The 14,442-nt window shown below is 74.4% G+C and carries 12 protein-coding genes; 6 read left to right on the forward strand and 6 right to left on the reverse strand.

The features are described 5' to 3' along the window. Nucleotides 1-68: 68 nt before the first annotated feature. From ACFQ79_RS02370 to ACFQ79_RS02385, 4 genes are all read right to left on the reverse strand, one after another. A complete protein-coding gene (locus ACFQ79_RS02370) occupies nt 69-1,241 on the reverse strand; it encodes an alpha-hydroxy-acid oxidizing protein (protein WP_383578950.1) in 1,173 nt (390 codons plus the stop codon). Between the two features lie 142 nt (nt 1,242-1,383). Further along, on the reverse strand, nt 1,384-2,490 hold the full coding sequence (locus ACFQ79_RS02375; protein ID WP_383578951.1) for a hypothetical protein: 1,107 nt from the start codon (nt 2,488-2,490) through the stop codon (nt 1,384-1,386). 185 nt (nt 2,491-2,675) lie between these two features. Continuing rightward, a complete protein-coding gene (gene fabV, locus ACFQ79_RS02380; protein ID WP_383578952.1) occupies nt 2,676-3,884 on the reverse strand; it encodes an enoyl-[acyl-carrier-protein] reductase FabV in 1,209 nt (402 codons plus the stop codon). Between the two features lie 222 nt (nt 3,885-4,106). Beyond that, nucleotides 4,107-4,817 carry an NPP1 family protein gene (locus ACFQ79_RS02385; RefSeq protein WP_383579098.1) on the reverse strand — a complete coding sequence of 237 codons (711 nt, stop codon included), beginning with the start codon at nt 4,815-4,817 and terminating at the stop codon, nt 4,107-4,109. A 237-nt stretch (nt 4,818-5,054) separates the two neighbouring features. Between ACFQ79_RS02385 and mgt the strand changes: the two genes are divergently transcribed. After that, nucleotides 5,055-6,257 carry a macrolide-inactivating glycosyltransferase gene (mgt, locus tag ACFQ79_RS02390; protein ID WP_383578953.1) on the forward strand — a complete coding sequence of 401 codons (1,203 nt, stop codon included), beginning with the start codon at nt 5,055-5,057 and terminating at the stop codon, nt 6,255-6,257. 233 nt (nt 6,258-6,490) lie between these two features. On the opposite strand, the gene secD is transcribed toward mgt, so the two are convergent. Both secD and ACFQ79_RS02400 read right to left on the reverse strand, forming a co-directional pair. Then, nucleotides 6,491-8,881, reverse strand: coding sequence for a protein translocase subunit SecD (secD, locus tag ACFQ79_RS02395; protein ID WP_383578954.1), 2,391 nt, complete (start codon nt 8,879-8,881; stop codon nt 6,491-6,493). 147 nt (nt 8,882-9,028) lie between these two features. Next, nucleotides 9,029-9,436 carry a hypothetical protein gene (locus ACFQ79_RS02400; protein ID WP_383578955.1) on the reverse strand — a complete coding sequence of 136 codons (408 nt, stop codon included), beginning with the start codon at nt 9,434-9,436 and terminating at the stop codon, nt 9,029-9,031. 218 nt (nt 9,437-9,654) lie between these two features. Here ACFQ79_RS02400 and ACFQ79_RS02405 point away from each other — a divergent pair, with 218 nt between their 5' ends. The 5 genes from ACFQ79_RS02405 to ACFQ79_RS02425 all read left to right on the forward strand — a co-directional run bounded on the left by ACFQ79_RS02405 (nt 9,655) and on the right by ACFQ79_RS02425 (nt 14,418). After that, complete coding sequence (locus ACFQ79_RS02405) at nt 9,655-10,329, forward strand: lysophospholipid acyltransferase family protein (RefSeq protein ID WP_383578956.1); 675 nt, start codon at nt 9,655-9,657, stop codon at nt 10,327-10,329. 168 nt (nt 10,330-10,497) lie between these two features. Further along, on the forward strand, nt 10,498-11,247 hold the full coding sequence (locus tag ACFQ79_RS02410; protein WP_383578957.1) for a cupin domain-containing protein: 750 nt from the start codon (nt 10,498-10,500) through the stop codon (nt 11,245-11,247). Beyond that, nucleotides 11,244-12,302, forward strand: coding sequence for a hypothetical protein (locus tag ACFQ79_RS02415; RefSeq protein WP_383578958.1), 1,059 nt, complete (start codon nt 11,244-11,246; stop codon nt 12,300-12,302). Before ACFQ79_RS02410 ends, ACFQ79_RS02415 begins: the two co-directional genes overlap by 4 nt. Continuing rightward, complete coding sequence (locus ACFQ79_RS02420) at nt 12,299-13,402, forward strand: hypothetical protein (RefSeq protein ID WP_383578959.1); 1,104 nt, start codon at nt 12,299-12,301, stop codon at nt 13,400-13,402. The genes ACFQ79_RS02415 and ACFQ79_RS02420 overlap by 4 nt, the downstream gene beginning before the upstream one ends. Next, the gene (locus ACFQ79_RS02425) at nt 13,399-14,418 is read left to right on the forward strand and encodes a hypothetical protein (RefSeq protein WP_383578960.1); all 1,020 of its coding nucleotides are present in this window, start codon (nt 13,399-13,401) and stop codon (nt 14,416-14,418) included. The genes ACFQ79_RS02420 and ACFQ79_RS02425 overlap by 4 nt, the downstream gene beginning before the upstream one ends. The last annotated feature ends 24 nt before the right edge of the window (nt 14,419-14,442 follow it).

Genomic DNA, 14,442 nt, shown 5'->3' on the forward strand with positions numbered 1-14,442 from the left:
GCCTCACGCCAGAGCGTGGGCGGCCGGCGCCGTCGGAGGCGAGGGCCTGCCGCAGCGCGGCGCCGCCGCTACGCCCGGACCCTGCGCAGCGAGCCCTCCGCGCGAAGGTCGGCGAGCGTCGGATAGCCGTCGACAGCCATGATCAGGTCGGCCTCGGCGAGCAGGGCGCGGAGGACGTGGACGATGCCGTCGGTGCCGCCGAGAGCGAGTCCGTACGCGTACGGGCGCCCGACCCCCACGGCCGTGGCCCCGAGCGCGAGGGCCTTGACGACGTCCGCGCCGCTGCGGACTCCCGAGTCGAAGAGCACGGGGAGGCCGTCGGCGGCGGCGACCACGTCGGGCAGGGCGTCCAGGGCGGGCAGCCCGCCGTTGGCCTGACGGCCGCCGTGGTTGGAGCAGTAGATGCCGTCCACACCGCCGTCCCTCGCGCGGCGGACGTCCTCGGGGTGGCAGATGCCCTTGAGGACGATCGGCAGGTCGGTGAGCGAGCGGAGCCAGGCCAGGTCGTCCCAGACCAGGGGCTTGCCGAAGACGCCCACCCACTCCAGGACGGCGGCGCGCGGGTCCTCCTCGGGGCTCTTGGCCAGGCGGGCGCGGAAGACGGGATCGGAGGTGTAGTTCGCGAGCGCGTGTCCGCGCAGCTGGGGGAAGTTGCCGGTGGCGAGGTCCCTGGGCCGCCAGCCGGTGATCCAGGTGTCGAGCGTGACGACGATGCCCTTGAAGCCGGCGGCCTCGGCGCGGCGTACGAGGCTCTCCGCGAGGTCACGGTCGGTGGGCGTGTAGAGCTGGAAGAAGCCCGGTGTGTCGCCGAGCTCGGCGGCCACGTCCTCCATCGGGTCGACGGTGAGCGTGGAGGCGATCATCGGGACGCCGGTACGGGCGGCGGCGCGGGCCGTCGCCAGGTCGCCGTGCCCGTCCTGGGCGCAGAGGCCGATCACGCCGACCGGCGCCATGAACAGCGGGGACGGCAGACTCAGGCCGAACAGGTCGACGGTCAGGTCGCGCTGGGCCGCGCCGACCATCATGCGCGGCACGAGCCCCCAGGTGCGGAAGGCCGTGGCGTTGGCCTCCTGGGTGGACTCGTCGCCCGCGCCGCCGGCCACGTACGACCGCAGCGAGGGCGGGAGCGCGGCCCGCGCCCTCGTCTCCAGTTCGGCGAAGGTCATCGGCTGGGTGGGCAGGACGCCGAAGAGCCCGTCGAAGTAGATCTCGTGCTGGTAGTCGCCGTAGTGCTGGGGCATGGGGTGACGTGTCCCTTCCGGTTTCTTCCGGCGCGCTCGGGGGCGCCCCGCCGTGGTGGCCCCCATCGTGCCCGCCCCGTGCGCCCGTGACCATGGAACGGCGGACGGGAACGGGCACGTACCGGTTGCGACCGGCCGGTGGTCAGGAGCGCGACGCGGTCCTGCACCCGTCGTCGGGGCTCGCCGGACCGTCGAACGCCGACGTGCTGCGGTCGTACGGGTCGACGGTCTCGCCGTCGGTGGAACCGCCGTCCGCCCCCTGCGTACCGAACTCCGGGGTGAAGTAACCGGTGTGGATGTCGCAGCCGCCGTTGGTCATGTCGACCTTGTACGAGACGAGGGACAGGGTGCCCGCCTCGGTGATGATCTTCGAGGGGTCGTCCCAGTTCACCACGACCTCGCGCCGCGCGATCGTGCGCACGACCTCGTCACCGCCGGCCCCGGCCCGTACGACCGGGTAGACGTAGGTGACGTCGGTGGTCACCTGGAGGGCTCCGCGATCGCCCTCCCGGAACGTCATCCGGCCCCGGGTCTTGACGATGTCGCCGGCCGGGCGGGCGTACGAGGGGTCGAAGCGGCTGAAGAGGAGGAGCGGGTCGTTCTCCTCCGTCGGCGTGCCGAACGCGGCGGCCAGATAGTCCTGGACGTCCTTCTGGTGCGGGTTGATCAGGGCGATCGCCCGGGTGGGACGCTCACCGCGCAGCACGGACGGGTCCAGGCTGGTCGCGACGAGGAAGTCGCGCGTCTGCCGGAGCGCCTTCTCCACCTGTTCCTTGCTCATCCACCCGGTCGCCCGGGCGGCGGGGACGGTGATGCCGGCCGTGCCGTCCGCCCAGCGCACGGCCGGCGAGCCCCTGAACGGTTCGGCGAGCGTGGGGCGTCGGGCCGGCTCCTCGGGCGGGGCGCCGGTCGGACGCCCCGACTCCTGGGCGAGCGGCGGTCCGGACGCCGCGCTCCCGCCGGAGGTGCCGATCATGTCCCACGGGTCCAAGGCCGCGACCAGCAGCGCCCCGGCGGCGAGCAGCCCGACCAGGTACCAGCCCTTCTTGCGCCGGGCAGGGGCGGCGGGCGTGTGGGTACGCCAGCCTTCGGTGCCCGCAGGCTCGTTGCGCAGTCGCTCCGTCACCACCCGGGCCCGCGCGGACGGCTCCTTGGGCGCGTCCGGGACGCCTTCCACGGAATCACGCAGGAACTGCTCCCACACGTCGTCCGGCACCGAGGAATCGCCCTGGTCCCCACCCGTTCTCACACCGCGCTCCTCACATCGCACACGCCCGCGACGGGCGGCCCACCCCCGGGGCAAACGCATGATCCCATGCCGGACTTCGGTGCGTTGAGGCAGGTCAGGCAGTCCACGACGCCCGGTGGCCGCCGCCCGGGCCAGGTTCGGGAGAGGGCGCCGCCGCTCGCGCGATCGGGGTGCCCGGGTGCGACTCAGGTGGTGGGGGCGGGCCAGGGGACGTCCGTCTCGACGGCGACGGTGTAGTCGACCCCGGGGACGGAGAAGCCGTAGAGGCGGCGGACTTCGTCGCTGAACCAGTCGAGGTCGGCGAGTTCGGTGATGGTGTCGCTGGTGGCGTCGTTCCAGCGTTCGGCGACGGCGTTCTGCACGGCGGGGTCGAGTTCCCAGCGGTCGAGGCGGACCCGGCCCTCGTCGTCGGTGTCGAGGGGGCGGGCGCCGGTCAGCTGGTCCCACAGCTCCACCAGTTGACCGATCGGGGCCGTCATGGCCTCGCCGAGGACGCCGCGCAGCAGCCCGACGTACAGGGCGATGCCCGGGATGGCGGTGGAGGACTGGGTGACGGCAGCGGCGTTGACCGAGGTCACGGCCCGACCGCCCAGGGTCTTGCCGAGGCGCTCGTCCAGCGTGCGTGCGGTGGCTTCCAGATGGGCCTTCGCGGCGCCGATGGTGCCCTGCCGGTAGATCGCCGCGGTGAGCGGCGAACCGATGTAGGACAGGGCGACGGTGGCGAACCCGTCGGCGAGCAGGGACCGGTCGGCCAGGAAGGTGATCCACCGTTCCCAGTCGGCGCCGCCCATCACCGCCGCGGTCTGCTCGATGTCGTCGCCCTCGGCCGGTGCCGTGGTGACGTCCTTGACCTCCGGGGCGCCGTGCTCGTCGAAGACGAGGGTCTTGGTGGTGTGGGGCGCGCCGACCGGCTTGAGGACGGAGGCGTACACCTCGCCGGTGTCAGGGTCGGTGCGGCGAGGCGCGGCCACCGAGTAGATCAGGTAGTCGAGTCGTCCGCCGAACCGTTCGGTGAGGAGGTCGGCGACCTGCTCCTTCATGGTGTCGCCGAACGCGTCGCCGTTGAGGAAGACCATGTCCCGCCCGTGCTGTCGGGCGAGCCGTGCGGTGGCGGCGGTGCGATACCAGCCGGCCGTGCCGGTGCGGCGCGCAGGTGCCTTCTCGAAGCACACGCCGATCCCGCGGATGCCGACGCGGGCCAGGCCCGCGATCGTCGCGGCCAGGCCGTACCCGGCGGACGAGCCGATGACCAGTGCCACCGGCCCTTCGCCTCCGGCGGCGGCCGGGGCGGGGACGGCCTCCCACATCTCGTCCACCAGCCGCCGGCAGCCGGCCGGATGGGAGTCGAGGAACAGAAAGCCCCGGTTCTTGGGCGTGATGACGCGTTCGCTCACGTGTGGTGTCCCAGGTGTCGATGCGGACGAGGCCGCGGCGGCGGCCTCGTCCTGCAAGTCTGCGGTCGCGCGGACGAGCGTGGTGATCTTGACCTGGCACAACGATGCGCAGCCCGGCTTGGAGGGTTTCCACTGCCTCAGACGGGGCCGGGACGACCAGGGCCGACAGACGTGAACCGGTCTGTCGGCCATCGGCCGCCGGGGCCCCGGGCCCCTGTCGGGTCAGGCGTACGGGTCGAAGGGGATGCCGGCCGGCTTGGCCTTGGCCAGGTGGGGGGCGAAGTTGCCGTCCTTCAGGCCGAACACCGCGCTGCCGAAGTCGGCCTGGCTGAGCTTGTCGCGCAGGCCGGCCGGGTAGCCGTTCCAGCCGACCAGGCTCGGGAACTGCCAGGCGTGCTGGTGGTTCTCCGGCGGCTCGTCGTTGGAGTTGGCGGGCCGGAAGCAGTGCGTGCCGATGCCGTCCTTGTGGTAGACGACCTTCGGGTGGGTGCCGTCCCAGCGGATCGCGTCCCGGCCGTAGGTGTTGAAGTTGCCGTGGGCGGACGTGGAGACGTACTGCGCCTGGTTGTTCTGCACCCAGACCACGACGTGCTCCCAGTCGTGGCGGTGTCCTCCGAGGCCGCTGCCCCAGACGGCCTGGTCCTTCTCGAAGTACAGGCCGTAGAGGATCGCGCACCAGCCGTTGTTGCACTTGGCGCGCGAGTAGCCGTTGGTCTGGGTGAGGTCCCAGGAGTCACGGCACTGGCCGCTGACGGTTCCGGACGGGTTGAGCCCGCCGTTGACAGTGCCGTCGGGTCCGATCGCGGCGGTGGAGTAACAGCCGTCCGTGTCGTAGTCGTAGGCCGGCTGGAAGGTCTGCTCCAGGCCGTCGGCGTTGGCCGGGAGCGGCGGGGGCGGCGCGGCGAACGCGCTGCCGGGCAGGGCGATGGTCATCGTGAGGGCGGCGGCGAGGGCGAGCGCGCCCCTGGTGGCGTACACCTGTGTCTTCACTGTGTCCCCTGGGTCGGGCGGCATGATTCGACAGGCGTCATCTTGGCATGGACAGTTCATCCCGAGTGGCGTCCGGCCATGAACTCGACGCGTCGCGACGGTGACCGGCCGCCCCGCTCACCGGTCGATGTGCGGCCCATGAGATAGACGAGACGTCTCGTCTCATCTAGAGTGGCCGTCATGACCACCACCGCGTCGCCCGCACACATCGCCATGTTCTCCATCGCCGCGCACGGCCACGTGAACCCGAGCCTCGAGGTGATCCGCGAGCTCGTCGCGCGCGGCCACCGGGTCAGTTACGCCGTCCCCGCCTCCTTCGCCGAGAAGGTCGCGGCGACCGGGGCCACTCCCGTCGTCTACACCTCGACCCTGCCGACCGACGACGACCCGGACGCCTGGGGGACGGAACTGATCGACAACCTCGAACCCTTCCTGAACGATGCCGTGCAGGCGCTGCCCCGGCTCGCCGAGGCCTTCGAAGGCGACCGGCCGGACCTCGTCCTCCACGACATCACCTCCTACCCGGCCCGCGTCCTCGCCCACGGCTGGGGCGTACCGGCGGTCTCGCTGTGGCCGAACCTCGTGCCGTGGGAGGGGTACGAGGAGGAGGTCGCCGAGCCGATGTACGCCGAGCTCAAGGCCTCACCGCGCGGCAAGGCGTACTACGCGCGGTTCGAGGCCTGGCTCGCCGAGCACGGGCTCGACACCGACCCGGACAGGTTCGTCGCCCGCCCGCGTCGCGCGCTCGTCCTCATCCCGAAGGCACTGCAGCCGCAGGCCGACCGTGTCGACGAGTCCGTCTACACCTTCGTCGGCGCCTGCCAGGGCGAGCGCGCCGAGCAGGGCGGCTGGGAGCGGCCGGCGGACGCGGAGAAGGTGGTCCTGGTCTCCCTCGGCTCCGCCTTCACCAAGCTGCCCGGCTTCTACCGGGACTGCGTGACGGCGTTCGCCGGGCTTCCCGGCTGGCATGTCGTCCTGCAGATCGGGAAGTTCGTGGACCCGGCCGAGCTCGGCGAGGTGCCGGCCAACGTCGAAGTGCACTCCTGGGTTCCCCAGTTGGCGATCCTTCGGCAGGCGGACGCCTTCGTGACCCACGCGGGCGCGGGAGGCAGCCAGGAGGGCCTGGCCACGGCCACGCCCATGGTGGCCGTTCCGCAGGCCGTCGACCAGTTCGGGAACGCCGACATGCTGCAGGCGCTGGGCGTGGGGCGGCACCTGCCGATGGACGAGGTCACCCCGGAGCGTCTGCGGAAGGACATGCTCGCGCTCCTCCACGATCCCGAAGTGCCGCGCCGCGCCCGGGAGATCCAGGAGGCGATGGCCCGCGAGGGCGGCACGCGCCGGGCCGCCGACCTGATCGAGGCCGAGCTCACGGGGTCCTGACCCGGGGACGGCCCGTCAGCCCTCGCACGGGGAGACCGTGCGAGGGCTCCGTACGGGAGACCGTGCGAGGACTCCGCGCTGAGAGGCGTACGAGCGCTCCGCACGGAGAGGCGGTACGAGCGCTCCGTACAGGAGACCGTACGAGGGCTCCGTACGGAGAGGCCGTACCGTGCGGGTGACGGGTCGCCGGCTCCGACGGAGGGACTCCGGACGCGCCGCTCGCTCCGCCCGGGTCAGACCACCGCGCCCGAGCGGTCCCGGTCCGCGCCCGCACCGCCCGCCCGCTGCCGCCTCCCGGAGCCGGAAGAGCCGCCCGCCGAGCCGGTCGCGGCCGGGGCCGGGTTCCTGGTCTCCAGGGCCACGGCCAGCGGCATCGCCGTGAACACCGTGGAGGCCATGCCGAGCACGACTCCGGCGAGCAGCGCGACGGAGAAGTCCGTGAGCGAGTCGCCGCCGAGGACGGCGAGCGCCACCAGGACGAAGAGCGCACCCATGCCGGTGTTGACCGTACGGGGCAGGGTCTGTGCGACGGCCCGGTCGGCGAGGTCCGCGAGCGGAACGCCCCCACCGCGCCGCCGCAGCTCCCGCAGCCGGTCGAGGACGACCACGGAGTCGTTGACCGAGTAGCCGACGACCGTCAGGAGCGCGGCGAGGAAGACGCTGTCGACCGGCTTGCCCAGCCAGGCGAACAGGCCGATCACGAGCAGCACGTCCTGGGTCATGGCGGCCACCGCCGCCGTCGCGTACGTCCAGCGGAACCGTACGGTCAGATAGAGGAGTTGGGCCGCGACCGCCAGTCCGAGCGCGAGCAGGGCGTGGGTGCGCAGCTCGCCTCCCAGGCTGGGGCCGATCAGGTCGTCGCGCTCCACCTCCACCGGGCCCGCGACCCGGGTGAGTGCCTCCCGGATCTCCCGCTGTTCGCCGTCCCCGCTCTCCCGGACGCGTACCGACACGTCGCTGTCGCCGGTCGTCTGGACGACGGCGTCGGGGAAGCCCGCCGACGTGATCGCCGCGCGCGCCGCGTCCGCGTCGACGGGCCGCTCGGCCGTGTACTGGACGACCCGGCCGCCGGTGAACTCGACGCCGAACTCCACGCCCCGGACGCCGATTCCGGCGAGGGCCGCCATCAGGAGTGCGGCGCAGGAGAGCAGCCAGCGGCGCCGGTGGGCCATCAGGCGCGGCACCCGGCGGGTCAGCCTGGTGCGCAGCCGGCCGAGTCCCGCCATGCCGGTGACCGCCGGCCGTCGGCGTACGGCGGGCAGACGCAGGGCGAGGTCGGCGAGGAGGCGGGTGATGACCATCGCGGTGAGGAGGGAGGTCACGACGCCGATCGCGAGGGTCACGCCGAAGCCCTTGACGGGGCCGGTGGCGAAGACGAACAGCAGGCCCGCCGCGAGCAGGGTGGTGACATGGGAGTCCGCGACGGCGCTCCACACCTTGCCGAAAGCCGTCGTCAGCGGCCGCCGCAGATCGCGCCCGGCCGTGCCCCTGCCCAGGGCCGCGTACTCCTCCCTCGCACGTTCGAAGACGAGGACGTTCGCGTCGACGGCGATGCCGATGGCCAGGACGAACCCGGCGAGGCCGGGGAGGGTGAGCGTGGCGCCGAGGGCGACGACGGCGGCGTACGAGATCAGGCCGTAGAGGAGGAGCGCGGCGGTCGCGAGGACGCCGAGGAGCCGGTAGACCACCATCACGAAGAGCCCGGTGCAGGCGAGGCCGATCACGGCGGCCCAGGCGCTGGCCCGGATCGCCTCGGCGCCGAGCGTCGGGCCCACGGTGCTCTGCTCGATCGTCGTGACGGGGACCGGCAGGGCGCCGCCCTGGACGAGGGCCGCGAGGTCGCGGGCGTCCTGCGCGGAGAATCCGCCGGTGATCTGCGCGGAGCCGCCGCCGATGCCGGAGCCGCACGGAACGCCGGTCTGCATGGCGGGCGCGGAGACGATGCGGTCGTCGAGGACGATCGCGACCCTTCGGGCCGGGTCCCCGGGCGCCGCGCAGGCGGCGGCGCCGGTCAGCCGGGCCCAGCTGTCGGCGGCGCCGTCGCGGAAGGAGAGGTCGACCGTCCAGCCGCGGCCGCTCGTGGTGTCGAGCACGGCCTCGGCGCTCTTGACTCCGTCGCCGGTGAGGACGGGTGCGGCGAGGTCGAGGAAGCGGCCGGGCGCGTCGGGGTCGGCGAGGACGCGCGGCGTCCCGCTCTTCGCGACCGTTCCGGCCTGCCCATCCGATCCGCTCGAACCGTGCGACGCATCCGGTCCGGCCGGGGGCTGCGCCTCGCCGGTGACGGCGTGGAAGGTGAGCTGGGCCGTACGGCCGATGACCTCGGCGGCCTGGCGCGGGTCGCGGAGTCCGGGGAGTTCGACGACGATGCGGCGTTCGCCGGAGCGGGCCAGCGAGGGTTCGGCGACGCCGAGCCCGTCGACGCGTTTGCGGAGCACCTCCAGGGCCCGGTCGGTGGCCGCGGCGTCGGCGCGGGCGGTGGGTCCGTCCTCGGTCTGGAGGACGATGCGGGTCCCGCCGCGGAGGTCGAGTCCGAGGCGGGGCGGGGTGGTCAGGGTGATCCAGAGGGACAGGGCGACGACGGCGAGCGCGAGCAGCGCACGCCAGAAGGCGGAACGAGAGGACACGGTTACTCCACGGGCGGCGCACGGCGACGGCACGCGTCCACGCGGAGGGTGGGAGCGCGCGCCGGCCGTGCCGGACGTACGGGTGGATCCGCGTCGTGGACCGGTCCGAGGGCATGCCGATGGCCCGGACGGCGACGCGGGGGAACGTCAGCTGTGCCGGGTGGAGGGAGGGCCGCGCGGGGCCCGCGGGTCGTGGGCCGTGCCGGGCGGTGCGCGCTCCCGGCGGGGGTCGCCTGCGAGGACGCCGCGCGCCGGGAGGGAGAGGTCGACGGGGACGACGGCCGTGCCCGCGGGCGTGACGGGGATCCGTGCGGGGTTCTCGACGGCGGCGGGGAGCCGTACGACGGCGGTGGGCGCGAAGTGCGGCTCGGGAGCCGAGGCGCGGGGTCCGGCGCCCTGGGACGCGGCGGGAGCCACGGTCCTGGTCGGGGCCGGTCCGGCCGCGGCCGTGCGGTCGGCCGGCTGCTCCGTCGCCGCGGGAAGGACGAGGAGGGACCAGACCGCGCAGAGCATCGCGGGCAGGAGGGCCACGAGCTGTCGTGTCGAACGTCCCACCGTCGCCCCCTCCCCTGCCGAGTCTGTCCGCGCCCCGGCGTCCCCGGGCCCGGCTGCCGGTTCATCAGAGTAGTCCGCCCCGCGAGGCGTCCCGCCACCGCTCCCCGCACTCATGCGCTTCGGGTACGGGAGCTGAGTACGCGTGCTCATGTGAGGGAACGCCCGGTCCCGCACGATGAGCGGGTCAGCGCCTCGTCCTCGGAGCCAGGGGGCCCTTCGTGCTCAGCCGTCTCGCCGCCCGCGTCGTCCCGTTCTTCGGACGACTGTCCGTCACCGCCGATCCCGGGGCACGTCTCGAACCCGGCAGCATCCTGGTCGTGAACCACACCTCGACGGCCGACCCCGCGCTCGTCCTCGCCGCGCTCCGCAAGCGGCTCGCCGTCGAGCCGGTGCTGCTCGCCACCGCGGGGCTGTGGCGGATCCCCCTGCTCGGCCGGGCCCTGACCCGCGAGGGCCATGTGCCCGTCCACCGCGGCTCGGCCCACGCCGCGGCCGCCCTCGACCACGCGGCCGTGGCCCTCGCCTCGGGGCGACACGTGATGCTGTACGCGGAGGGCCGCATCCCGACGCGTCCGGACTCCGCCGAGAACCCGCCGGAGGCGTTCCGTACGGGCCTCGCGCGGCTCGCCGGGGCCACGGGGCGTCCGGTCGTGCCGATCGGCCAGGCGGGTGCCCGTCGGATCACGTCGGGCGGGCGCGTGAAGCAGATCGCCGGCGTGCTCACCGCTCCGGTCCGCAGGCCGTGTCTGCACGTCCACATCGGGGCTCCGCTGCGGCTGCCCACCGATGTGACCGCCGCGACGGAGCTGGCCCACGGTGCCGTCACCGCGGCGTGGCGGACGGCGGCCGGGGCGCTCGGCGAGCCGGCGGCGACGGCGGACCGGCGGCTCTGACGAGGGACGCGGGTCCGGCCGGAAGGGGCGCGGGGCCCGGCGGAGGGGCGGGCGTTCACCTCCGGGTCCCCCGAGAGTGGCCCCGAGGACTCCCGTTGTCACCGATCAGCGCTCTACCATGCGGTGGTTGTGCGTGAGCACGCACAACGGGCGTCAGGGGGAGGCGCGATGGCGGTACGACCCGTACGACAGGCACGAGCGCAGGACCGGATACCGGACGACATACCGGACCGGGTCCCGAAGGATCTGCCCGGTGGGGTGGAGCTGTACCACCTGAGGCCCGACGGCGGCATTCTGCTCGCCGACCGGGAGGGCAGCCGGGAGCTCGGTCCCGAACGTGAGTTCCTGCGGTTCATCGACGACGGGCAGTTCGCGCACTATCTGGTCGGGGACGCGGGGACCTCTCCCGAACGGCCGTCGAACGCCACCGTCAAACTCGGGGTCGTGGGCCCGCGCAGCGCCTTCACCCCGCACGCGCACGGCGGCGAGCACTTCGTCCTCAGCCTCGGACATGCCTCCTGCGGGCTGTACGACGAGGCCCGCGGGCGCGTCACCGACGTCCCGCTCGCGCCGGGCATGCTGATCCGGATCCCGGAGATGATGCCGCACTCCTTCGCCAACCGCGGTGACTCCCCGCTGACGATCCTCGCCGCGAACACCGGCTACGGGATCGACCACGAGGACTACGCGATCACCGCGGCCGAGGCCGAACGGCGGGCCCAGTCCCCCGGCGGGCCGCCCGCAGGGGGCCGGACGGCCCTGGCCGCCGAGCCCGTCACGGACTACCGGGCCCTGGCCGCCGAACTCCGCGACATCGAGCGCGCCCAGCGGGTCCACGGCATCGCCGCCACCACGGTCCGCGAGCGGCTCGCCGCCCGGCTGCGCCGGGTGGCCGCCGCACTGGAGGTGCCCAGGTGATCTGTCCGCACTGCGAACGCAACCTGCTCCGCAAGGAGCGGACCGGCAACCGCTGCACCCACTGCAAGCGCTCCTACGCGCTGGACCCCAAGACCAACCCGCTCCGTCTCAACGACCTCCGGGTACGCCGGATCACCGCCGCCCTCACCGACGGGGGCCGGATCGGGATCGTCCCCGACCAGCTCTGGTACGCCCTCTCCCGCAAGCGCCTCAGGGACAGCGAGTTCGGGCAGGGCTGCATGGGCGCCGCGTTCGTCGTGGCCGGCTTCGTCACCGTCATCGCCTTCTTCGCCGAGGCACCCGTCCTGCTGATCGGCTCCGCCGTTCTGCTGCTCGTCGGTCTGGGCATCTCCGTGGCCCGGGCCCTGGGGGCGGGCAAGGGTGTCCCGCCGGTCGTCCGGGAGGGCTTCCCCGCCCTGGTGCTCTCCCCCTGGCGGTCGGTGTACGGGACGCTCCCGCCGGGTGTGCTCGACCCCGCCGGCCCCGAAGCCGGCCCGCCGGACCCGGCGGGTGCGGCCGGCCCGACCGGGGTGCTGGTCTGCCCCGACCGCGCCGTGGTCGCGTTCCTCGTCGCCGACGGACTGCCCGCCCGCCACGGCCTCGCGGTGGTCCGGAGCGCGGCCGAGGCCGCGGCGCTCCCGTCGAAGGGGCCGGTGCTCGTCCTCCACGACACCGACGCGGACGGAGAACTGCTCGTACGGGGCCTCAGGGACGCGCTGCCCGGCCGGACGGTCGTCGACGTGGGACCGCCGCTGCGCACCGTACGGGCCCTGCCTCAGGCCGTTCCCTACCGGGACCCGCGGCGGAGGCCGAGCCCGGCGGACATGCGGATCCTCACCGCACTCGGGACGTACACCCCCGAGGAGCTGAAGTGGCTCGGGCAGGGCTGGCGGTTCCCGCTCGTCGGACTGCCCCCGGCCCGGCTGCTCGCGGTCGTCGACCGGGTCGCCCGGCAGGTGTCGCACGGGGTCGACCCCGACCGGCGGCGCGCCGCCGACCTGGGTTTCCTCACCTGGCCCGAGGCCGCGGAACCGGACCCGGCGGGTGGCCGGTGATCTGCCCGCACTGCGCCGCCCAGCTGGCGGCCAAGGAACGGACCGGGCAGACGTGCTCGCGGTGCGAGAGCCGGTTCGCGCTCGACCCGAAGCTCCACGGCCGGGGCATGCACGACCTGCGGATCCGGCGGATCGCCGAGCGCGCCACCGACGGCGGACGACTGAAGGTGACCCTCACCCAGCTCTGGTACCTCTCCCGGGTGTCCACCTACGTCTGGGACGCGAAGCCCGCACGCGGGATCCGGCCCGGCGTCCGGTGGCTCGTCGCCGCGCCCCTCGCCGTTCTCCTCCTCGTCGTCGGCAATCTCGTCCACGGCGTGGTGGGCGCGATCTGCGTCCCCGCCGCGGTCGTCGTCGTGGTCGTGGCGTCGTCCCTGCGGTACAGGCCCGCGAGCAAGGCATGGTGGAGCATCACCCCCTCGGAGTCCGCGTTCCGGCAGGCGATGACCGGGCCCTGGCGAACCGTGTACAAGCGGCTGCCACCGGGTGTGGTGGACGACGACCCCCGCAGGCCCGCACCCCGGGAGTCCGCCGGCGGCCGCCGCGAGGCCGTCCTCCTCTGCACCGACCACGCGGTCGCCGAGTTCCTCCGGGTCAACGCCGTCCCCGCGCGGCTCAAGGCACGGCTCGTCGAGGCCGAACCGGCCGCCGCGCACGAGGCGCTGGCGGACGTGCCCGAGGGGCTCCCGGTGGTGGTGCTCCACGACGCGAGCGCTCTGGGGGCGCTGCTCGCCCCGCTGCTGCGCCTCGCCCACCCGGGCCGGGTCGTGGTGGACGCGGGCCTCCCGGTCTCGGCGGTCAGGACCCGCCTGGGTGCCGTGCACCGGGTCTCGACCACGTCCACGGTGGACGCCGCGGACCTCCGTTCCGTCGCCGGCCTGTCCGAGGAGGACGCCGCGTGGCTGGCCGGGGGCCGCTGGAGTCCGCTCGCCGCCGTCCCGCCCCCCGTCCTGGAATCGGTCGTCACGGCGGCCGTGGAACGTGCCCTGTCCGCCCGCCCCGCCGAACTCCGCTCCACCGACGGCTTCCTGACCTGGCCGGCCGAGGCGCCGGCGCGGGCCGGCGGCCCGTCCCGTACGAAAGGCGCCACGGCCGGATGAGCCAGCGACACCTCCCGTCCCCGCGCACCGGCCCGACCACCGGGACCGGACAGCACGCCGGACAGCACGCCGGGGTCAGCCGGGCCGCCGGCGACGGACAGGCCGCCCGCACCGGCGGTCGCCCCGTCCTGGGGTTCGCCGCCCGCACCACGGTCGGGGTGGCCGACCGGGCGATCACCGCCGCCGCGGCCCGAGCAGGGGCACCCGGCGGGCTGCGCTTCACCGAGCGCCAGCTGTACTACGAGACCTGCCGCGTCCTGAGCCCCGGCTCGACGCTCCTGAGGGGCCGGGTGCCCGGCACCCCCGCCCCGGTCCTGCGGCTGCCCGTGTTCACCCGCGCCCTGGAGGCGCGCGGCCGGGAGACCGTACCGGGACTGCTTCCGCCGCTGCCCGCGCGGGTGGACCCGCCCCGGTCGCACGGCCCGTCGGGGTCGTCGCGGTCGCCGGAGTCCTCCGAACCCGACCTCTACGCCTACGGGCTGCCCCGGCTGCTGCTGTGCCAGGACCGCTCGATCGCCGGGATGCTGCTCGCCAACCACGTCCATCTGGAGGCGGCCTGCCCGGTCTTCGCCGCCGCGGACGCCCTGCCTCTCGACCCGCTGCTGCTCGCCGCCCTGCAGCGGGCCGAGGGCGCCACCGTGTACGTCCTGCACGACGCGAGCCCGGCCGGGCTCGCGTTCCCCGCCCTGGTGCGGGCCGGTCTGGGACCGGTGCCCGGAGTGCGGGTGGTGTCCCTCGGCCTTGCGCCCCGCCACGCGGCAGCGCTGCGCCTGCCCACCGGGCGGGGCCGTACGCCCGGTCCCGCCGCCCTCGCCGCCCTGCCCGCCGCACTGCGGCCGCGGGAGGCCGACTGGCTGGCGGAGGGACGGTTCGCCGAGGTGGCGGCCGTGCCCCCCGACCGGCTGCTGCGCACGGTCCTGCGCCTGACGCGGGGGCCACGACCGCCCCGCGACTCCCTCTGGAGCGGACTGCGCGGACTGCGCGGAACCGGCTTCATGACCTGGCCCGCCGCGTGACCCGTCCCGGCGCTCCCTCCCACC

This window comes from Streptomyces sp. NPDC056480 (assembly GCF_042795405.1).
Taxonomy (GTDB): Bacteria; Actinomycetota; Actinomycetes; order Streptomycetales; family Streptomycetaceae; genus Streptomyces.